Genomic DNA, 20519 nt, shown 5'->3' with positions numbered 1-20519 from the left:
TAATATTGATGTAGGTGACTTTCATGGCTGATGGTAAAATAAGTGAAAACATTGAGGAATACTTGGAAGTTCTTTACCGTAACGGTAGTAACGGGGAACAAGTATCAACAACACAGTTGTCAAAAGATTTAGGCATTGCACCAGGTAGTGTCACTCAAATGCTTAAAAAATTAGAAGATTTGGGTTATATTGTATATACTCCTTATAAAGGTGCCACTTTAACAGATGATGGTATGCAAATTGCTCAGAAAATCACAAGAAAACATAGGATTTTAGAAAAGTTCTTGTTGGATATCCTAAAAGTGAAAGAGGAAAACATCCACGACCAAGCTTGTGAAATGGAACATACATTATCTGATGAAGCTGAAAGGGCTTTATGCACAATGATGCACCATCCTGATTTATGTCCTGATGAAAACATTATTCCTGCATGTAATTTTGATTTTGAAAGTTGCCAACAATGTTATTCACAAAAAGATTTTGATCAAGTTATTAATAGGAAATTTAACTTATTGTCAATTTCCGAGTTAACTTCAAGTACTGAAGGAACAATCTCATTCATTCGTGGAAATGAGGATCTTTTAGGTGAAATCACTGACAACGGCATTAAAGTTGGTCAGCATCTTAAATATGAATATAATGAAAATCGTATTGGGAACCATTATTTGGTCACCATTGATGATGAAGAGTTAAACATTCCGGCCGAAATGGCTAACAATATTTTTATTAAAGTTTAACTTTCTTTCTTCTTTTTTTTACAAAAATTTTATATAATATTTATTTCAAAGTTATTAGCATTAAATATAATTTATTTCTTTTTATGGTGTTTTAATGCGTGGAGATTTATCTAATGGTATTGTTTCTATAAAAATTGTGGAAGGAAGTAAAAGACCGATTGCATTGCATGAAAAAAGCAAGTTCGGGAAAATTGAAGCTGATTTTTTACACCTTTCATTGATTGAGGCCTGTTATTTGCTTGAAAAGGGTCGTTTAGACATTTATGAAGATGATGTTGAATGCAGTGTCGGGTATTTGATTGACATTCTAAAAGAGCAAGAGGTTTATGCAAAATATTTGGTTTATAGAGATTTGAAAGACCGTGGATATGTAATCAAGACAGGATTCAAATATGGTTCCGAGTTCAGGTTATACAATCGTGGAGGGGGTCCCGGCCAAGGTCACTCAGATTATCTGGTCAAGATCATATCTGAAAACTATGACATTAACTCACTTGATTTCGCAAGTTATGTGAGGGTTTCTCACGGTGTCAACAAGAAACTTCTCTTGGCTATTGTTGATGAGGATTTTGACATAACCTATTACAATGTCGAATGGACAAGACCTTAGTTTAAATTAAAGAAATCATTTATATTTTAGTAAGTTTTATGGTTATTGTTGATAATTTTTGATTATGAAATCAATTTAATATTATTGTTGGTGAAAATATGGCAGATTTAATTGATCCATGGGCATCATTTACCCTAGATTATGATAAATTAGTAAATCAGTTTGGTATCGGTAAAATTTCAGATATATTAAATGACATTAAGAACCCTCAGAGGCTAATGCAAAGAGGAGTTATATTCGGACACAGAGAATTCAATGAAATTAACAATTTAATCAATCAAAACAAGGAATTTGCAGTTGTAACAGGTATGATGCCGAGTGGACAAATGCATATAGGTCATAAAATGGTAGTTGACCAATTGAAATGGTATCAAGATATGGGTGCAATGTTGTCCCTTCCTATTGCGGATTTGGAAGCCTATGCCGCACGTGGCATGAGCTTTGAAAAGGGTAGGGATATTGCGGTTAACGAATACCTGACAAATTGGATTGCATTGGGCCTTGACCTTGAAAAGGATAATGTTAACGTTTATCTACAATCTCAAAATCAGGAATTGCAGACTTTAGCATTTAAAGCTGCAAATAAGACCAATTTCAGCCAACTAAGATCAATTTACGGATTTGAAAATTCAACAAATATAGCACATGTCCAAGCGCCATTGATGCAGGTTGCAGACATTTTGCTTCCGCAAATCGAGGAATTTGGAGGTCCAAAAAAGGTTGTTGTACCTGTAGGAATAGATCAGGACCCTCACATCAGGCTGACAAGGGACATTGCTCACAAGCTGCATGAGGAAACCGGATTCATACAACCGGCTTCAACATATCATAGGTTCTTGACCGGATTGACCGGTGACAAGATGAGCAGTTCAAAGCCAAACACTGCAATCTATCTTAACGATGATACCAAAAGTGCAGTTAAAAAGGTCAAATCAGCTAAAACCGGTGGAAGGGAAACCTTAAAAGAGCAGGAAGAGTTAGGTGGAGAAGTGGATAAATGTGTTATTTATGAAATGTTGCTTTACCACTTTATCGATGATGACAAGGAACTTGAAAAAATCAGACATGACTGCTTAAATGGAACCCTGCGCTGTGGTGAATGCAAGATGAGAACAGCAGAGCTCATGGAAGAGTTCATGGATGATTTGCACGAAAAGCAAGTTGAAGCTAGAGAGCTTGCAAATACATTGATATAATGATGGATTTTAAAAAAGAAATAAAATTGGCATTCACTGAGAATAAATTAGCTATTTCAATATCAATAGCCATTCTTCTTATTTCTTTGCTTGCAGGTTATTTTTTAGAGCCTTATTTGAATGCTTACTTAAATCCTGTAGTGGACAATATGGCCGAACAGGTGCACTCTGGAAATATACAATTAACGTTTCACAGCATATTCTCTAACAATATTAGAATAGTCTTCATAATGTTTATAATGGGTATTTTGTGCTGTTTTTCAGCAGTTATTTTGGCATTTAATGGATTGTTCATAGGATATTTCACTGCAATCCAGGATGATTTGTTCGCTACATTGCTGATGCTGGTGCCTCACGGCATTTTCGAATTGCCGGCATGCGTCATTGCCTGTGCATCAGGTTTTGTCTTATTTAATTTTATTTTAAGATTCTTTAAGACATTCATAAAACAGGAAGACGGTTCATTTTCAACTCAGCTATATTCATCATATGTTGATAATTTTGATAAGCTAAAGCAGGCTATCCTTTTATTGCTGGTGGCTGCAGTCTTGATGGTGATTGCAGGGGTTGTTGAAGTTTATTTGACCGGACCAATTGCAAAGTTTATACTTTCAGTTTTTAGTTAAATTTTATATAAAATAATTTTAAAAAATATATATGTGATTTTTTATGATAAGATGTGTTTCATGTGGAGAAGAATACGACGATGATGAAGTGATCTACACTTGTGAAAAATGTGGGTCCGTACTTGAGCTCGTCAATGAAATCGATGTTTCAAAAGACATTTTTGATGGTAGAAAAGATAACTTATGGAAATTCAAAGAATGCATTCCTGTTGATGAGACAAAAATTGTCTCTCTTGATGAAGGGGGAACTCCATTTTGCAAATGTGATAAATTAGGAAAAGAACTCGGAGTAAACCTCTATGTAAAAGTAGAAGGATCCAACCCAACAGGAAGTTTTAAGGACAGAGGAATGACCGTTGGAATGACCAAAGCAATGGAATTGGGAGTAGATACTGTTGGTTGTGCTTCAACAGGTAACACTTCCGCATCACTTTCAGCATATGCTGCCCGTGCAGGTTTACGCTGTATCGTATTCTTGCCTTCAGGTAAGGTTGCTTTAGGTAAATTGGCTCAGGCAATGTTCCACGGCGCTGAAGTAATGTCCATTAATGGAAACTTCGATGAAGCACTTGAAGCTATGACTGCTCTTGCATTAGAAAAACATCTTTACTTATTAAATTCTATCAACCCTTACAGATTGGAAGGTCAAAAAACCATAGGTTATGAGATTGTCAGAGACTTAGGATGGCAATCACCAGACAGGATTATATTGCCTGTTGGTAATGCAGGTAACATTTCCGCTATCTGGAAAGGAGTGAAAGAATTCTACGATGCAGGATTCATTAAGGACTTGCCAATGATGACTGGTATTCAAGCAGAAGGTGCATGTCCTGTTACAAATGCGTTCAAAAAAGGAGATAAAAGGGTTGTCCCTGTAGAAAATCCTGAAACAATTGCTACTGCTATACGTATTGGTGCACCTGTCAGTGACATCAAGGCATTGAATGCAATATATGATTCAAACGGATACTCTGAAACTGTGACTGATGAGGAAATATTGGATGCTCAAAAGTTACTTGCAAGAACAGAAGGTATTGGTGTTGAACCTGCTTCTGCAGCTTCCATTGCAGGTCTTAAAAAACTTGTTGATGAAGGTGTTGTGGATAAAGGTGAAACTATAACCTGTGTAGTTACCGGACACTTGCTTAAAGATCCTAACACTGCTATTGAAGCATGTACCCAACCTACAGAGGTTGATGCGGATATAGACACTTTAAGAAAAATTTTAATGAACAAATAAATTTTTCTTCATTTCTCTTTTTAATTTATTTTTTTCTTTTAATTCTTATTTTTTCGAACAAATTTTCTATATTTTTTAATTAAAGTGATGTATGAAAAACATTCTTTAAGATATTAATGTCACTATTTATGTTAAAATATCATGGTAAGTAATGGTGAAATTATCAAGATTTGACCCTTCATTACCAATAGATTTATATATAAGCAAATAAAAACTATTATTAACAAATTTAAATGAGGTGTATAATATGAGTGAATTACCAATTGCTCCTGTAGGCAGAATCTTAAAAAATGCTGGTGCACAAAGAGTAAGCGACGACGCTAAAGTAGCATTAACCGAAGCAATCGAAGACTACGGTAACGAAATCGCACAAAAAGCTGTCGGATTTGCTCGCCACGCTGGCAGAAAAACTGTAAAAGCAGAAGACGTAAAATTAGCAATCAAATAGATGTGTTAATGATCTTTTAGATAGTATGTAAATACTATCTCTTTTACACTTTTTTAATATCTTATTCTAAAATTTTAGTTCTAAAAAATCTTATTTTTGCTTATTTTTTGAAAACATTTATATACTATGCTAACCAATTTATTATTGTCTAGTTCTCTAGAATTATTTCATTAATTACTAAATTTTTATTTTTAGTTTTGCTAAAAATTATTGAAATTCAGAAGTATTTGTATTGAAAGTCTAATCCCTCTTATTTTTTTCTCGGGATTGTGGATTTAGTGATATATGAATTATTCAAGAATTAGTATTATTAAAAACTGTCTTAGATTACTCTATAGGCAAATTTGGGTAATTGGGATAGTGATAATTAAATAATATTATGATTCAATGTGGATTATAATATATGCCGATGGATGGCATAGCCAGATGAAAAAGGAGGTATATTTTATGGCAAACATTTATGTAAAATTTGACACACCTGAAGAATTAGCTAAACAAGCTGAAGAAGCATTAGAAACCGCACAAGCTACCGGTAAAGTAGCAAAAGGAACTAACGAAGTAACCAAATTCATCGAAAGAGGAGACGCAGCATTAGTTGTTATCGCAGAAGATGTTGATCCTGCTGAAATCGTTGCACACATTCCTGTTCTCGCTGATGAAAAAGAAATTCCTTACGTATACTTACCTACCAAAGAACAAGTTGGTGTAGCTGCAGGTTTAACTGTTGGTACTGCTTCCGCATGTATTGTTGATGCTGGAGACGCTGAAGCTGCTGTTAGTGAAATCGTAGAAAAAGTTGCTGAATTAAAAGAATAGATAAATTCTTTTAATGAATTTACGGTGATTTAAATGGAAGAAGGAACTCCTGCTGAAGTCATTGAAGTTTTAAAAAGAACTGGTATGACTGGTGAGGTTATGCAAATTAAATGCAGAATCCTCGATGGTAGAGACAAAGGAAGAATTTTAACAAGAAACATTATGGGTCCTGTAAGAGAAGGCGACATCTTAATGTTACTTGATACAATTAGAGAAGCTAAGGAAATTAGAACTCCTTAAGAAGGTGTAAGAGCATGAGAACTTGTTCATTCTGTAATAAAGAAATAGAAGAAGGTACAGGAAAAATGTACGTCAAAAGAGACGGTACAATTTATTTCTTTTGTAGCAGCAAATGCGAAAAAAATATGATTAAACTCGGAAGAGTTCCAAGAAAAGTTAAATGGGTTAAAGAATGATTCAAAAAAGTTTTGTAATGATGAAACCAGACGCTGTTCAAAGACGTCTTATGGGTAAAATATTATCCCGTTTTGAAGAAAAAGGTCTTCAAATCGTGGCTTGTAAATTAATTCAAATTGATGAAGATTTAGCAAAAACTCATTATGGGGAACACGCTGAAAAACCATTTTTCCCAAGTTTAGTTGAATACATTACTTCTTCACCATCCCTTGCTATGGTAATTGAAGGAGAAGAAGCAATCACAACTATCAGGAAATTAGTTGGCGCAACCAATCCTTTAGAAGCAGATCTTGGAACAATTAGAGGGGACTTTGGTATGGATACCGGTAGAAACATTATTCATGCTTCCGATGCTCCTGAATCTGCAGAAAGAGAAATTGCACTTTTCTTTAATGAAGATGAAATTTGTGATTACAAAATTATCGATAACGATTTAATTTATGAATAGATAGATTTTAGAAATTTTATTATTAAAGAGATATTATGAAAATCAGATCCCCGATTGTATCAGTTTTAGGTCATGTAGACCATGGTAAAACCACATTGTTGGATTACATTAGAGGTAGTACTATTGCCGATAAGGAAGCAGGTGGTATTACACAACACATTGGTGCTACTGAAATTCCTAACGATACTATTGAAGAAATCTGTGGAAACTTTATATCAAGATTAACTATCAAAGATTTAATTCCAGGATTATTCTTTATTGATACACCAGGTCACGCAGCTTTCACAAGTTTGAGAAAACGTGGTGGAGCTTTGGCTGACTTAGCTGTTTTAATTGTTGATATAAACGATGGTTTTAAACCACAAACATTTGAAGCATTAAATATTCTTAAAATGTATAAAACTCCATTCATTGTAGTTGCTAACAAAATAGACATGTTATTTGGTTGGGAGACTCATGAAGGAGCATCCTTTAAAGAATCTTTTAATCAGCAAGCTCAAAGTGTTCAACAAGAGTTAGACGCTAAAATTTATGAGATTGTAGGTACCCTTTACAAGGAAGGATTCCAATCTGAAAGATTCGATAGGATAAGTGATTTCGCTTCACAAATCAGTATTATTCCGATTAGTGCTAGGTCTGGTGAAGGAATCATTGAAGTTTTGGCAATGCTTTTAGGTCTTGCTCAGGAATATTTAACAGAGCAGCTTGAAATTAACGAAGATGCTCCGGCTAAAGGTACTGTATTGGAAATTAAGGAAGAAGTTGGTTTAGGTCTCACTATTGATAGTATCATTTATGATGGGGTTTTACGAACTAATGATGAAATCGCTTTGATGACTTCTTCAAATGAAGTCTTAACAACTAAAATCAGATCTATCTTAAGACCGCTTCCATTAGAGGAAATGAGAGATTCCAAAAAGAAATTCAGAAAATTCGATGAAGTTGTTGCAGCTGCGGGTATTAAAATAGCTGCACCGAATTTGGATGATGTTGTTTCCGGTTCCCCGCTTAGGGTATTAAGTGATAAGGAGAATGTGGAAGAAGAGATCTTAAAAGAGATTGAAGATATTACCATCAGTACTGAAGATGAAGGTATTTTAGTTAAAGCAGATACATTAGGTTCTCTTGAAGCTATCGTTAAGTTATTAAGAGAATTGGAAATTCCTATTCGTGAAGCTGACATAGGTGATGTTAATCGTAGAGATATTATTAATTCATCTATTGCTTTAAATGAAAATGATTCACATGGTGCAATCATTGCTTTTAACGTTAATGTAAATCCTAATTCTCAGGATGATTTGGAAAATTCTGATGTTAAATTATTCAAGGGTGATGTAATCTATCAAATAATTGAAGATTATGAGGCATGGATTGATGAAATTGAAAAAGCTAAGAAAAAGGCTTTCTATGATGCTATTATAAAACCTGCAAAGTTCATGTCATTGCCTAAATTGGTTTTCCGCCAAAGCAAACCTGCTATTATTGGTATTGAATCCATTAGTGGTACTGTTAAACAAGGTCAAACAGTAATTAACAAAAATGGTGAATACGTTGGAGTAATAGCAAGTATGGAAGACAAAGGTGAAACATTACCTTCCATTCCTAGAGGTCAAAGGGTTGCAATGGCAATCAAAGACGCTATTGTTGGAAAACATTTCGATGAAGGGGATGAGCTATACGTGGACATTCCTGAAAAACATTATAAGTTCATTGAAAGGGAATTCAAGGATAAACTAACTGAAGATGAATTTGAAACTTTATACGAGTTCGTTGAAATTAAACGTAAACAAGATCCAGATTGGGGTAAATTTGGTCTTTTTGAATAATAAATTTATTATGATAAAATAATTATAGGAGGAAAAACCATGGCATTCAAAGTTGTTGTGTCTCAAAAAGCTGAAACTCATCAAGTTGAAGTAGACGATGCTAAAGCACTCAACGGTTTAGTAATCGGTGATGAATTTGATGGTGGAATTGTTGGTTTAGATGGTTACACTTTAAAAATCACTGGTGGTAGTGACAAAAACGGTTTCACTATGAAAAAAGATGTTTCAGGTACTAGAAGAATCAAAAGTTTATTAACTGGTGGTGTCGGTTATCATCCTAAAGCTGATGGTGTTAAAAGAAGAAAAACCGTTAGAGGAAACACTATTGCTGATGATATCGTACAAATCAACACTGTAGTTACTGAAGCTGGAAGTAAATCAATAGCTGAAATTCTTGGTGCTGGTGAAGAAGAGGAAGAATAGTTTTACTATTTTTCTTATTTTACTTTTAAGTCGAATTAAAAATATTAAAAAGGTGGTTATCTGTGAACGTACAGTCAGATGTTAACATTGGTTTGGTTGGTCATGTAGACCATGGTAAGACAACTCTTACTAAAGCATTATCAGGAATATGGACTGATACTCACAGTGAAGAAACAAAAAGAGGTATTTCAATCCGTTTAGGTTACGCGGACATTGAATTCAGAAAATGTCCTGAATGTGATGAACCTGAATGTTACACTACTTCTGAAAAATGTGAAAACTGTGGAAGTGAGACTGAATTAATAAGAAAAGTATCTTTTGTTGATGCTCCAGGTCACGAAACTCTTATGGCAACTATGTTATCTGGTGCTGCAATTATGGATGGTGCAGTATTAGTTATTGCTGCAAATGAGACTTGTCCACAACCACAAACTAAAGAGCATCTTATGGCACTTGACGTAATCGGTGTAAAAGATGTTATAGTAGTTCAAAATAAAATTGATATTGTTTCAAAAGAAAGAGCTATTGAAAGTTATAATGAAATTAAGGAATTTGTTAAAGGTACTTGTGCTGAAGACGCTTTAATAATACCTGTATCTGCTCAACAAGGAGCTAATGTAGATATTTTGATTGAAGCTATGCTCAAACAAATCCAACCGCCGGAAAGAAATGTCGATGATACCGCATTAATGCATGTGGCTAGATCATTCGATATCAACAAACCAGGTTCTGGTGCAGATAAGATTAAAGGCGGAGTTATTGGTGGTACATTAGTTCAAGGAACATTCAAACTTGGTGACACTATTGAAATCAGACCGGGTCCAACCAACAACGGTAAAAGAGTTACCTTGAAATCTGAGATTATTGGTCTTGAGGCAAATGGTGAGCAAGTTGAAGAGATTGGTCCTGGAGGTCTTGTTGGTATTGCAACTAAATTAGATCCATCCTTAACTAAATCAGATTCTTTATCTGGAACTGTTGCTGGTGAAGAAGGTACTTTGCCTGATGTTTTAGACAGCTTTAGTATGGAAGCTAATTTACTTGACCGTGTTGTAGGTACTAAAGAAGAGCGCGAAGTAGCTCCAATTAAAATTAAAGAGCCATTGATGATTAATTGTGGTACTACAACTACAATTGGTGTTGTTACTTCAACTAAGAAGAACATTGTTGATGTTACTCTCAAATTGCCTGTTTGTGCAAGTCCAGGCGATAGGGTGGCTTTAAGTCGTAGAGTCGGTGCTCGTTGGAGATTAATTGGATATGGTATTATTGAATAGAGGTAAATATGGACTCTAAAGAAGTTGTAATTGATACCAATTTTTTTATGGTTCCTTTTCAGTTCAATGTGGATATTATCACTGAACTTGAAAATAAATTACCTTCTTATAAATTAACAACTCCAAGCTTTGTTATCAATGAATTGAAGGGTTTGAAAAGAAATAATAAAGGGAAAACAAGGTTAAATGCAAATTTGGCCTTGAAATTAGCTAATTCTTCAAAAGTTGAAATAAAGGATATTTCATTACTGGAAAATGAAACTGTGGATGATGCGTTGCTTAGAGTTTCAGAAGTTTTAGCTACAAACGATATTGAATTAAAAAATCGTGCAAAAAATAACGGAATAACTGTTGTCTATTTGAGGCAAAAAAAATATATTGCTGTTGATGGTAAAATATAATATTAATTAAACTTATTAAAAAAATGAGGGATTATTTTGTATTATAAAACAAAAATTGAGGACACTGTAAGAATACCACCTTACAGATTTGAAAATCCTCTCGAAGAAGTTGCTATTCAGACTTTAAACGAAACTTACGAGGGTCGTTTAGATAAAAAACTTGGTTTACTTATTTGTGTTAATGCAATAGATGAAATTAGTGAAGGAAGACTCATTATGGGTGATGGTGCATCATATCATAATGTTGTGTTCGAAGCAATTTTCTTTAAACCAGAACAACATGAAATCTTTGATGGTGAAGTAATTGATATTGTTGATTATGGTGCTTTTGTAAGAATTGGACCTATGGATGGTTTAATACATGTTTCTCAAGTAACTGATGATTATATTAATTATGATGCTAAAAGAGGAGCATTACTTGCTAAAGAATCTAATAAAACTTTAGATGAAGGAGATTTAGTAAGAGCAAGAGCTGTCAGCGTTTCAATTAAAGACGAATCTACCAATAATATCGAAAATAGTAGGAACTCTAAAATTCCACTTACTATGAGACAAACCAATTTAGGTAGGTTTGAATGGATTGAAGAAGCTAAACAAAAAAGTAAGAAGGGTAAAGAATGAAAGCTTGTACTGTTTGTAAAATGATTTCAAGTAAAGATCATTGTCCTAGTTGTGGAAACCCAACTTCCGACAACTGGAGCGGTCTTTTGATTATAACTGACCCGGAAGAGTCTAAAGTAGCTAAGGAATTGAATATTCAAATTCCAGGTGAATATTGTTTAAGAGTAAGATAAGGTGTTATTGTGTTACAGTTAGATACAGAAAATAAGGATTTAATCAGAGACCTTAAGGAACCTTTAGGTAAGTTATATCCTGACTTTGAAGATGCAATTGATGAGATTAAATCTTCCGAGTTTCTAATTTCTGTTGGTGACGCAACTTTTGCTAATCTTACAAAATATAAATTATATCCAAATATTGGTATAATTGATAATTTAATTCAAAGAAAAAATCATACTCATGAAGTTATACGTGCTGATAATATATTAAAAGCGGACAATCCTGCGGGATTCCTAACGGATGATCTATGGGAAACCATAGGCCAAGCTCTTGAATTATCTAGCAATGGCGAATGCTATGTAATTGAAGTAGCAGGGGAAGAAGATCTTGCAGTTCTTCCTTGCATCTTGATGGCAAATCCTGAGACTACCATTTTATATGGTCAGCCTAACGAAGGATTAGTACTTTTAAAAGCTCGTGATTTAAAAAATAAAGCTCAAAAGCTTATTGACGGATTTATTGAAATAAATTAAATGAGGTTTTATCATGGAAATCGAATTTATCGAAGAAAAAGAAAATAAATTATTTAACAGAAAAGAAATCAAATTTTACGTTGATTACGATGGGGAAGCAACTCCTAAAGTATTAGATATCAAATCTAAATTAGTTGCTTTATTAAATACTAAAAAAGAATTACTTGTTGTTGACAATGTACAACCTCACTACGGTGAACCCAAAGCTTTAGGTTATGCTAAAGTTTACGCAACTGTAGATGATTTAGAATACATTGAAACTAAACATGTAATGGCTAAAAACGAAGAACCTGAAGAAGAAGCTCCTGAAGAAGAAGCTGAAGCAGAAGAATAGGTGATTTGAATGGTAAAAAAATCTGATTTATATGAAATTGATGGCGACAAAATTGTAAGAAAAAACCAAATTTGTCCTCGTTGCGGTGAAGGTGTATTCATGGCTGACCATGGTGACAGAGTTGCTTGTGGTAAATGCGGATACACTGAAATGAAAAAATAAGATTTTTAAAAATCTTTATTTCTTTTTTTTATTTATTTTTATTTTAATTATTTTTTAGAAGGGATTTTTTTGGATAATATTAGAAATGGTCGTTTTAAGACTGGAATGACTGATGAAGCGGCTGAGTACACTTCATCACTTGAAGCGGATAAAATTATTTTTGAAGCAGACATTAAAACTAATTTTGCACACACCTCAATGCTAAAGCATGAGGGAATCATTGATGAGAAAATTGCAGACAATATCTTATGCGCTCTTGATTCTTTAAAAGAGGAAGGTTATTCTGCATTGGTTTTCGATCCTTCCGTTGAAGATGTTCACATGGCTATTGAAAACTACGTTACCTCTAAAATAGGTCCTGAAGCGGGTTTCATGCACACTGCAAAATCACGTAATGACCAGGTTGCATGTGATGTCAGGTTAGTTTTAAGGGAAAAAATAATTGAAATCCAAATAGGTATTTTAGAATTTATGGAAGGCCTTGTAGAAATGGCTGGTGAACATTTGAATGATGTTTTCATTGGTTTTACTCATTTGCAACATGCTCAACCAATCACAATTGCACATCATTTGATGGCTCATGTCCAAGCTCTTAAAAGGGATTATGAACGTTTGGCTGACACATATAAGCGTGTCAACTTAAATCCATTGGGTTCAGCTGCAATGGCTACCACTAGTTTTCCAATCAACAGGCAATTGACTACAGATTTGCTTGGCTTTGATGCATACTTGGAAAATTCAATGGATGGAGTTTCCGCAAGGGATTTCATTGCAGAAACTGTATTCGATTTTGTGGCATTATCTTCCACTCTCGCTAAAATTTGTGAGGAATTGGTATTGTGGAGTACCTATGAGTTTGGTGTCATTGAAATGGCTGATGAATATTCATCAACTTCTTCTATTATGCCTCAAAAGAAAAATCCTGATGTAGCTGAACTTGCAAGAGGTAAAACCAGTATCGCTACAGGTGAATTGATTACCATCTTAACAATCATGAAAGCGATTCCATATACATACAACAGGGACTTGCAGGAAATAACCCCTCACTTATGGAATGCTATTAAAGTAACTCAAGACACTTTATCAATTGTAACTAAAATGTTGTTGTCAGTCGAATTCAAAGTTGAAAGGTGTGCTGAACTTGCAGGTAAGAATTTTGCTACTGCAACAGATTTGGCAGACATCATGGTTCGTGAAAAACAAATTCCATTCAGAACTGCTCACAAAATTGTTGGCAGAATCGTTAATGAAGCAACTGCAAGCGACATGGCTGAAGAGGACATCACATCCAAATTCATTGATGACATTGCAGTGGAATTGGGCTTCGATGAATTGAACCTTTCAGACGACTTAATTCAAAGGGCTTTAAACCCGGCTGAAAACGTAAGAATCAGAGCGGTTCCTGGTGGTCCTGCACCGGAAATGGTTGAAATTGCTCGTGATAATATTAAAGATTTCTTAAATGAGGAATTTGAAAGACATGGAATATAATTTTGGGAGAATTATATGAATAAAATAATTTTAGCATTACTTGCTGTTTTCATTTTAACAGCAGGTACTTCTGTTATTTTTGCTGAAGAGGTTACTGTTGGAGGCATTTCATTTGATGTTCCGGGCAATTATTCTGTTAATAAAACAACAAATAATTCTTGCATCTTAAAAAACAATGCATCTGATAATTATACAATCAGTATTGTTCCATCTGAATCTTCAGATTTTGCCCTTGAGAAAAATAGCCGTATTTCTTCAGGATTCACATTCTTGTCTGAGGAGAATTACACTTCAACCAATGATATTGACATAAACCAACAAAATTTCATTAAAAATGAGTCTTATTTCTCTTTTTATTCATTTGATGTTGGCAACTCATCATATTCAGTGAGTTACATTTTCCCAGTGCACGATAATGTGAACAATCAAACTAATCCCGTTAATGAAATCATTGAATCTATTCAATGATTTTATTTTTTTATATTCATAAAAAGTTTTAGGTTTACCTAAACTTTATATACTGTAATGAACAAAATAACTATTGTGGATATAATCATTGATTATTGAAGCATGAATGTTGTTAGGGGAGATATGTTTATAGAAAACTTATGTATTTGTTCCTCAATGAATTCAATAAGTAAAGCTCAGCTTCTATTCATATTCTCCCTTTTCAACAATCATAAGTCTGATTTTTTTAAAATAAGTATTATTTATTCGGAATCCTCATTCTTTTTAGATTCCATGTAATTTTCATGAATTTCATCTGCCAATTCCTGGTTTCCTTCTATGATTGGTCCTGTATAATCGCAGTCATAGCAGATCCATTGGGACCAGTTCTGCGGAATTATCCATTTGACATTATGGGATCCGCATCTCGGACAAATCTTTCGCATCATGATATCTAGTTTCAATTAACTCATTATTATAGTTGATGTAATATTTTGGTTACTTTGTCTTGTAAAAGCTCCAAATCAGGTCAAGTGCCTCGCCAGGTTCCAATGCACCTGAACGTGTCTCTCTAAGAATCCTTTGTATTGAAAATTTCTTCATGTGGGGGAATTTCCTGTGAACCTCATAAAGGAGCGGACACCCAAATCCTTTGAATGTCTTTAAATCATAGTTTTTGATTAAGGATTTTATCTCTTGCTTGCCGACACTTAAACTTGCTGGAAGGTTCAAGCGATATAATGAGTCCTCCTGTAAATTTATGCATTGGCTACCGGTTGCAAGCATATCACCAAAGATAATTATGGGAATTTCTTTATTTTTTGCATATTCCTTGACAAGTTCGCCGGTGTTTTTGGAACATCTTCCGCATGGGTGGACCTTGCCTGTAAATGACTCGTTGACGATGTCGCTGTAGTCTGTTTTGATGTATTCATGGTTTACATCAAGTGATTCTGTAACCAGTTTGATGTTTTCCTTAAACTGTTTTGGCAGGATTATGGTTCCAGGGTCTATGGTAACGGCTATCGGATTAAATCCAAGTTTTTTAGCTAAAATAAGTGAAAAGCTGCTGTCAACACCTCCTGAAAGTGCAACAACTGCTTCGGTATTTTGAGATTCTTCGAATTCATTCTTTTTAAAGTAATCGTCAAAGTTGAAGCTGTAGATGTTTTCAAGCTTGTTGTCGATTGTTTTTTCAAGGTTATTAAGTCCCATCAAGTTTGAATTGAGGTTATGGATTGTCTTTTTGGATAGCTTCAACTTGTATTCCTTGTTAAGGAAGTCTCCATATGATTCGACATGTATGCTTTCAAGGCCTAACTTTTCCCTAAGTTTTCCAACAACCCATCCTCCTTTTCCGATGATTGCAGACTTGTCGGGGCGATCCTCTGTGATTATCCACAATTCATTGGCATCATCATTGAAATACATCTCTTCAATGAAGATATTCACTTCATCATGACCTATTTCCCTGCGAATCTGATTTACTTCATCTAAAATGAATTCCTTGGTATACATCATATTTAATTATGGCTCAACTACTTTAAATAGTAAACTTTTAAGGAGCATGATTTCCTCATCAGTCATATTGGAGGTAACCTTGCTTTCCCAACCTTCAATCAAATGAATCACATTGTCTGTTTTTTCAATTCCATTTGGAGTTATTTCAACAATCTTCTTGCGTCTGTTTTCAGGGTCTTCCCTTCGGGTGATGTATCCCTTGTCTTCAAATTTTCTTAAGAGTTTGGCGGTGTATCCTTCGCTGACCTTGAACAGTTCGACCAGTTCCTTTTGTGTTGTTGTATCTGTGAAACGGATCCTAATTAAAAATGGAAGCTCAGCTTTTGTAATGTCCTCATCATCAAATATCTCATTAATATAATTGCTGTAATCGCTTATCATTTCCTCAACATAGTGATAAATGAATATGTTTTCAGCATTTTCTTTTTTAAATTGACTTGGAAGTGTCATATTTAACCCTCAATATGATATTTGGTGGTTCTGGTAAATAAGAATATCAAATCAATAACCATAACTGCAATTGCCGCAATCATGACATATTGAACTCCCATGCCTGCAACCACTGCCCCTGCAATTGTGGTTCCTAATGTCACTCCAACATTTCCCATGCTTAAAAAGATTCCATTTGCAAATTCAGGAGCTTCGGGTGCTGCTGAAACCATCCAGTATTGTGCAATATCGTTTCCGATACCTGCAATTATTCCCCATAAAAACATCAATATTATTATAGGCATTTTAGAACCGCCGAATACAAACATTCCAACCATCAATATTGAGAATGCTATAGGGAAAATCAAAACGGTTCTTTTTGTATTGTTGGTTAATAGCTTTGCTCCAACCCAATTTCCAATGATTGATGCTATTCCATAGATAAATAACACTATGCTCAATTCGGTTCCAAAGATGTTTGTTATTGTGTTTAAAAACTCTGATATGTATGCATATCCAGTATACATTCCTCCATTTAAGAAAATGACTCCTAAAATGGATATTATGAACACTCCAGTTGTTGCAACCTTGACCTGGTTTCCGTAGGATTGCTCTTTTCCGGGAAGGCTTGGGAAAAAGATTATTGTTGCGATTAATGCAATGAATGTCACTAAACTGAACCAGAGCATTGATGCCTGATATCCGAAGTTTGTTGCAACAAAGGTTGTTATTGGAACTCCAACAATCATTCCTGCTGAAACGCCCATAATCACTTTGCTCACTGCATTCTGTGCTTTTTCGGGTTCTACTATTTCAGCGGCCACAGTCAATGCAAGGCCACAGTATATCGGATGGAATATTGCAGGGATTATTCTGCAGATTAATGCTATATTAAAGTCGGTCACGAATGCTCCAACTGTTGAGAAAATTGTAAATATTGCCAAAACCAGAATGAAGCTTTTCTTTCGGTCAAACCTTGAGAAAACCAATGGCATGAATATTCCGCAAATTGCTATTGTCAATGCAAACAGGCTTACGAAAAGCCCTGCCTGTGTAATGTCCACGTTAAAATACTGTGCGATTTGGGGAAGGATTCCCACAACTCCCATTTCGGTACTTAACACTCCAAAAGTACCTAACATCATAATGTATATAATTAATTTTTCATGTTTCATGTTGAATCTCCAAACGCTTTCATAAAATAACTCTTTCATTAGGAAAGATTTATATATAGTAATTTACAATTTATTATTATATAAAACTTTAGGTGAAATCATGAATTATGTAACTTTAGATAATGGCGTTGAAGTGCCTCAGCTTGGATTTGGAGTGTTTCAGATACCTCCGCAACAAACCAAGGAAGCTGTCTTGAAAGCGATTGAAGTCGGATACAGACATTTCGATACAGCACAGGCATACTTCAATGAGGAAGGGGTAGGCGAAGCAATTGCCGAAAGTGGAATTGACCGCAGCGAATTTTTCATAACAACAAAGGTATGGCATTCTCATCACGGTTATGAGAAAACCAAGGAAGCCTGTGAAGAGTCATTGAAAAAACTTCAGACCGATTATATTGATTTGTACTTGATACATCAAAATATAGGTGACGTCTTCGGCACATGGAGAGCATTGGAAGAATTGTATGAGAAAGGAAAGGTTAAGGCAATTGGTGTGTGCAATTTCACTGAAAGCAGATTCACAAACTTGGCCTTGCATTCTAAAATCAAGCCTATGGTAAACCAGATTGAGATTAATCCGTTCTACCAACAGCAAGGAACCGAGGATTTCCATGCAAAGTTTGGAACCCTGATTGAATCATGGGGACCTCTTGCAGAAGGCAGAAACGGAATATTTTCCAATCCTGTTTTATCTGAAATCGGTGAAAAATATGGAAAATCAGTTGCTCAGGTAATCATTAGGTGGATCATCCAAAGGGGAATAATAGTGTTCCCAAAATCAGCAAAGCCTGAAAGGATGGCAGAAAACATTGATGTTTTTGACTTTGAGTTGACAAAGGATGACATGGAAAAAATTAAAGAGCTTGAAACCGGTGAGCCAATAGCATACATTGACACACCAGAATTTGTAGAATCAATTTCACAATTTGGAGTATAGATAAAATGAATTTCGATTTAAATGACAATAAGGAAGTAGTTGTACTTTTAGGTGCAGGAGACATGGGAATGGCAATCATTAAAAGATTTTCAGCAGGCAAGAAAATATTGCTGGCTGACATCAATGAGGAAAAGCTAGAATCCCTTAAAAAAGAGTTGACCTATTCAGGTTATGACGTTGAAACTCAAGTGACAAACGCAATGGACTTGGACTCAATCAGGGCATTGGCTGAAAAGGCTGCATCATTAGGTCCTGTGATGTATTTCATTGACACAGCAGGAGCATCTCCAAACCAGGCAAACCCTCAGCACATCATCGACTTGGATTTAATTGGAACCTCCTATGCAATAGATGAATTCGGTAAGGTAATGGCAAGAGGGGGAGCGGGATTAATCATCTCATCCATGACAGGCTACATGCCATCTCCGCTAACTCCTGAAGATGAACACTTGCTCAGGGTAACTCCTACCGATGAGCTAAAAGACTTAGACTGCCTAAAAGAAGATGTCATCGTCAACTCAGGTGTTGCTTATGTGGTTTCCAAAAGGGCAAACCAATTGAGGGTTCAATACGCTTCAGCAGACTCCTGGGCAGAAAGGGGCGCAAGAATCAACACCATCAGTCCTGGAATCATCGTAACTCCATTGGCATATGATGAGTTTGAGGCAAACGGCGAAGGCTATCAGGCCATGATTGACGTATGTGGAGCCAAAAGGGTTGGAACATCTGATGAAATCGCTTTTGCAAGTGAATTCTTACTTTCAAATAAGGCTGGATTTGTCACTGGAATCGACTTGCTCATTGACGGAGGTACAATCGCAGCTATACACAGTGGAAAAATGGATATTCAAATCCAATAATTTTCCATTACTTTTTTTAATTTCAAGTTCCTAAATATTACTGAGGAGATAGTATTATGGAATATCGTGAATTGGGCAGCACTGGCATCAAGGTATCAGAAATTGCCTTTGGTGCTGAATTTTTAGTCGAAAGACCTTATGATGATACTGAAGAACTAATCAAGGCATGTGAAAAAGCAGGAATCAATTTTGTGGACTGTTGGATGAGTGAACCTGACGTTCGCTCACACTTGGGTAAGGCCATTAAGCCAAACCGTGAAAACTGGGTCATTCAAGGACATATCGGAGCAACCTGGCAGAACAACCAATATGTAAGGACCCGTGAAATGGACAAGGTTATCCCTGCATTTGAGGACTTTATGGAAAGGTTCCAGATTGACACCTTGGACTTCGGTATGATTCACTATGTTGACCAGATTGAAGATTACAATGAGATAATGGAAGGTCCGTTCATCGAGTATGTTCGCAAGCTAAAAGAGGAAGGGACAATCGCCCATATCGGACTCAGTACCCACAATCCTGATATCGGTCTTTTGGCAGCCAAAAACCCTGAAATTGAACTTCTGATGTTTTCAATCAATCCTGCATACGACATGTTCGGATCAATGCCTGACATTGAGGAATACAGAAAAGACGATGCATATGATGGGGAAATGTTCGGTTTAAATCCAGTACGTGCTGAAATATATGAATTGTGTGAGAAAAACGGCACTGCACTGACAGTGATGAAAGGATTTGCCGGTGGAAACTTATTGGCAGATGAGACTTCTCCATTTGGAGTTGCATTGACTCCAATTCAATGTATACATTACTGCCTGGAACAGAAAGGAGTTGACAGCATTTTCGTTGGTGTGAAAACAGTTGACGAACTTGAGGAGTCATTGAAATACTGTAATGCAACCGAAGCGGAAAAGGACTATGCTGAAATTCTAAAGAATGCTCCAAAACACTCATTTGAAGGGCAATGCACATACTGCGGCCATTGTGCGCCATGCACTTCTGAAATTGACATTGCAATGGTGACTAAATTGTTTGATCTTGCAAAAAATCATGATGAGGTTCCAGCAAGCATTCAAGAGCATTATAATAATTTAAAGTTCAATGCAACTGACTGCATTGCATGCGGGGACTGTGAACCTAGATGTCCGTTCAGTGTTCATATAGTTGATGTGATGTTGGATGCACAGGACTTGTTTGGATTTTAACATTATTGTGCAAGAATTCTCCGGCTTCTTTAAGCCGGGAGATGAATTGCACTTTTAAGGGGGTTTGTTGAATTTTTAGAATTTTTTTGCAAAATTAAAAAATTATTGTATTACTTTCCAAATGCTCTTAGATAATCTCTATTTATTATAAAGGTATATAAGTTGTTATATGAAAAG

At 35.3% G+C, this 20519-nt stretch carries 28 protein-coding genes; 24 read left to right on the top strand and 4 right to left on the bottom strand.

Features of this window, described 5'->3' with window-relative positions; translation table 11 throughout:
• The first annotated feature begins 23 nt into the window (after positions 1 to 23).
• The 21 genes from ILA26_RS02025 (at position 24) to ILA26_RS01925 (ending at position 14233) form a co-directional block, all read left to right on the top strand.
• Complete coding sequence (locus ILA26_RS02025) at positions 24 to 737, top strand: metal-dependent transcriptional regulator (protein WP_292893556.1); 714 nt, start codon at positions 24 to 26, stop codon at positions 735 to 737.
• A 94-nt stretch (positions 738 to 831) separates the two neighbouring features.
• The gene (gene endA / locus ILA26_RS02020) at positions 832 to 1347 is read left to right on the top strand and encodes a tRNA-intron lyase (RefSeq protein ID WP_292893553.1); all 516 of its coding nucleotides are present in this window, start codon (positions 832 to 834) and stop codon (positions 1345 to 1347) included.
• Between the two features lie 98 nt (positions 1348 to 1445).
• Positions 1446 to 2543, top strand: a complete 1098-nt coding sequence (locus ILA26_RS02015) for a tryptophan--tRNA ligase (protein ID WP_292893550.1) — start codon at positions 1446 to 1448, stop codon at positions 2541 to 2543.
• A gap of 2 nt (positions 2544 to 2545) precedes the next feature.
• A complete protein-coding gene (locus tag ILA26_RS02010; protein ID WP_292893547.1) occupies positions 2546 to 3169 on the top strand; it encodes a stage II sporulation protein M in 624 nt (207 codons plus the stop codon).
• A 43-nt stretch (positions 3170 to 3212) separates the two neighbouring features.
• On the top strand, positions 3213 to 4409 hold the full coding sequence (thrC, locus tag ILA26_RS02005; RefSeq protein ID WP_292893544.1) for a threonine synthase: 1197 nt from the start codon (positions 3213 to 3215) through the stop codon (positions 4407 to 4409).
• A gap of 247 nt (positions 4410 to 4656) precedes the next feature.
• A complete protein-coding gene (locus ILA26_RS02000) occupies positions 4657 to 4857 on the top strand; it encodes a histone family protein (protein ID WP_292893541.1) in 201 nt (66 codons plus the stop codon).
• Positions 4858 to 5304: 447 nt separating this feature from the next.
• A complete protein-coding gene (rpl7ae, locus tag ILA26_RS01995; RefSeq protein ID WP_292844275.1) occupies positions 5305 to 5673 on the top strand; it encodes a 50S ribosomal protein L7Ae in 369 nt (122 codons plus the stop codon).
• A gap of 33 nt (positions 5674 to 5706) precedes the next feature.
• On the top strand, positions 5707 to 5913 hold the full coding sequence (locus ILA26_RS01990; protein ID WP_042692817.1) for a 30S ribosomal protein S28e: 207 nt from the start codon (positions 5707 to 5709) through the stop codon (positions 5911 to 5913).
• Positions 5914 to 5927: 14 nt separating this feature from the next.
• Positions 5928 to 6089, top strand: a complete 162-nt coding sequence (locus tag ILA26_RS01985; protein ID WP_292893538.1) for a 50S ribosomal protein L24e — start codon at positions 5928 to 5930, stop codon at positions 6087 to 6089.
• Positions 6086 to 6538 (top strand): nucleoside-diphosphate kinase, encoded by a 453-nt coding sequence (gene ndk, locus ILA26_RS01980; protein WP_292893535.1) that lies wholly within the window; start codon positions 6086 to 6088, stop codon positions 6536 to 6538. Before ILA26_RS01985 ends, ndk begins: the two co-directional genes overlap by 4 nt.
• A gap of 35 nt (positions 6539 to 6573) precedes the next feature.
• Positions 6574 to 8364, top strand: a complete 1791-nt coding sequence (infB, locus tag ILA26_RS01975; RefSeq protein WP_292893532.1) for a translation initiation factor IF-2 — start codon at positions 6574 to 6576, stop codon at positions 8362 to 8364.
• 39 nt (positions 8365 to 8403) lie between these two features.
• The gene (locus ILA26_RS01970; RefSeq protein ID WP_292893529.1) at positions 8404 to 8787 is read left to right on the top strand and encodes a 30S ribosomal protein S6e; all 384 of its coding nucleotides are present in this window, start codon (positions 8404 to 8406) and stop codon (positions 8785 to 8787) included.
• 62 nt (positions 8788 to 8849) lie between these two features.
• Positions 8850 to 10064, top strand: a complete 1215-nt coding sequence (locus ILA26_RS01965; RefSeq protein WP_292893526.1) for a translation initiation factor IF-2 subunit gamma — start codon at positions 8850 to 8852, stop codon at positions 10062 to 10064.
• A gap of 8 nt (positions 10065 to 10072) precedes the next feature.
• The gene (locus tag ILA26_RS01960; RefSeq protein WP_292893523.1) at positions 10073 to 10465 is read left to right on the top strand and encodes a PIN domain-containing protein; all 393 of its coding nucleotides are present in this window, start codon (positions 10073 to 10075) and stop codon (positions 10463 to 10465) included.
• Positions 10466 to 10501: 36 nt separating this feature from the next.
• Positions 10502 to 11086 carry a DNA-directed RNA polymerase gene (locus tag ILA26_RS01955; protein WP_292893521.1) on the top strand — a complete coding sequence of 195 codons (585 nt, stop codon included), beginning with the start codon at positions 10502 to 10504 and terminating at the stop codon, positions 11084 to 11086.
• Complete coding sequence (gene spt4 / locus ILA26_RS01950) at positions 11083 to 11259, top strand: transcription elongation factor subunit Spt4 (RefSeq protein ID WP_292893519.1); 177 nt, start codon at positions 11083 to 11085, stop codon at positions 11257 to 11259. The genes ILA26_RS01955 and spt4 overlap by 4 nt, the downstream gene beginning before the upstream one ends.
• Positions 11260 to 11268: 9 nt before the next feature.
• Positions 11269 to 11778, top strand: coding sequence for a DUF359 domain-containing protein (locus tag ILA26_RS01945; protein ID WP_292893518.1), 510 nt, complete (start codon positions 11269 to 11271; stop codon positions 11776 to 11778).
• A gap of 13 nt (positions 11779 to 11791) precedes the next feature.
• Positions 11792 to 12112, top strand: a complete 321-nt coding sequence (locus ILA26_RS01940; RefSeq protein WP_292893515.1) for a 30S ribosomal protein S24e — start codon at positions 11792 to 11794, stop codon at positions 12110 to 12112.
• A gap of 9 nt (positions 12113 to 12121) precedes the next feature.
• A complete protein-coding gene (locus ILA26_RS01935) occupies positions 12122 to 12274 on the top strand; it encodes a 30S ribosomal protein S27ae (protein WP_292893512.1) in 153 nt (50 codons plus the stop codon).
• Positions 12275 to 12343: 69 nt separating this feature from the next.
• Entirely contained in the window at positions 12344 to 13765 is a 1422-nt protein-coding gene (gene argH / locus ILA26_RS01930; protein ID WP_292893509.1) for an argininosuccinate lyase, read from the top strand.
• Positions 13766 to 13780: 15 nt separating this feature from the next.
• Positions 13781 to 14233 carry a hypothetical protein gene (locus ILA26_RS01925; RefSeq protein WP_292893506.1) on the top strand — a complete coding sequence of 151 codons (453 nt, stop codon included), beginning with the start codon at positions 13781 to 13783 and terminating at the stop codon, positions 14231 to 14233.
• A 242-nt stretch (positions 14234 to 14475) separates the two neighbouring features.
• Here ILA26_RS01925 and ILA26_RS01920 read toward each other — a convergent pair whose 3' ends face one another.
• The 4 genes from ILA26_RS01920 to ILA26_RS01905 are packed head-to-tail and all read right to left on the bottom strand — an operon-like array spanning position 14476 to position 17376.
• Positions 14476 to 14661 carry a hypothetical protein gene (locus tag ILA26_RS01920; protein ID WP_292893503.1) on the bottom strand — a complete coding sequence of 62 codons (186 nt, stop codon included), beginning with the start codon at positions 14659 to 14661 and terminating at the stop codon, positions 14476 to 14478.
• 49 nt (positions 14662 to 14710) lie between these two features.
• Positions 14711 to 15733, bottom strand: coding sequence for a 7-cyano-7-deazaguanine synthase (locus tag ILA26_RS01915; RefSeq protein WP_366514871.1), 1023 nt, complete (start codon positions 15731 to 15733; stop codon positions 14711 to 14713).
• Between the two features lie 6 nt (positions 15734 to 15739).
• The gene (locus tag ILA26_RS01910) at positions 15740 to 16183 is read right to left on the bottom strand and encodes a MarR family transcriptional regulator (protein WP_292893497.1); all 444 of its coding nucleotides are present in this window, start codon (positions 16181 to 16183) and stop codon (positions 15740 to 15742) included.
• 2 nt (positions 16184 to 16185) lie between these two features.
• Positions 16186 to 17376 (bottom strand): MFS transporter, encoded by a 1191-nt coding sequence (locus tag ILA26_RS01905; protein ID WP_292893494.1) that lies wholly within the window; start codon positions 17374 to 17376, stop codon positions 16186 to 16188.
• A 61-nt stretch (positions 17377 to 17437) separates the two neighbouring features.
• On the opposite strand from ILA26_RS01905, the gene ILA26_RS01900 reads away from it, so the two are divergent.
• The 3 genes from ILA26_RS01900 to ILA26_RS01890 are packed head-to-tail and all read left to right on the top strand — an operon-like array spanning position 17438 to position 20342.
• Positions 17438 to 18277, top strand: a complete 840-nt coding sequence (locus ILA26_RS01900) for an aldo/keto reductase (RefSeq protein ID WP_292893491.1) — start codon at positions 17438 to 17440, stop codon at positions 18275 to 18277.
• A gap of 5 nt (positions 18278 to 18282) precedes the next feature.
• A complete protein-coding gene (locus tag ILA26_RS01895) occupies positions 18283 to 19137 on the top strand; it encodes an SDR family oxidoreductase (protein ID WP_292893488.1) in 855 nt (284 codons plus the stop codon).
• Between the two features lie 56 nt (positions 19138 to 19193).
• On the top strand, positions 19194 to 20342 hold the full coding sequence (locus ILA26_RS01890; RefSeq protein WP_292893485.1) for an aldo/keto reductase: 1149 nt from the start codon (positions 19194 to 19196) through the stop codon (positions 20340 to 20342).
• Positions 20343 to 20519: the final 177 nt, after the last annotated feature.

It is taken from the genome of Methanobrevibacter sp. (genome assembly GCF_017940815.1).
In the GTDB taxonomy this organism is placed as follows: Archaea; Methanobacteriota; Methanobacteria; order Methanobacteriales; family Methanobacteriaceae; genus Methanocatella.
The sequence above is the reverse complement of the archived record's forward strand: the minus strand, read 5'-3'. Positions and strand labels throughout refer to the sequence as shown.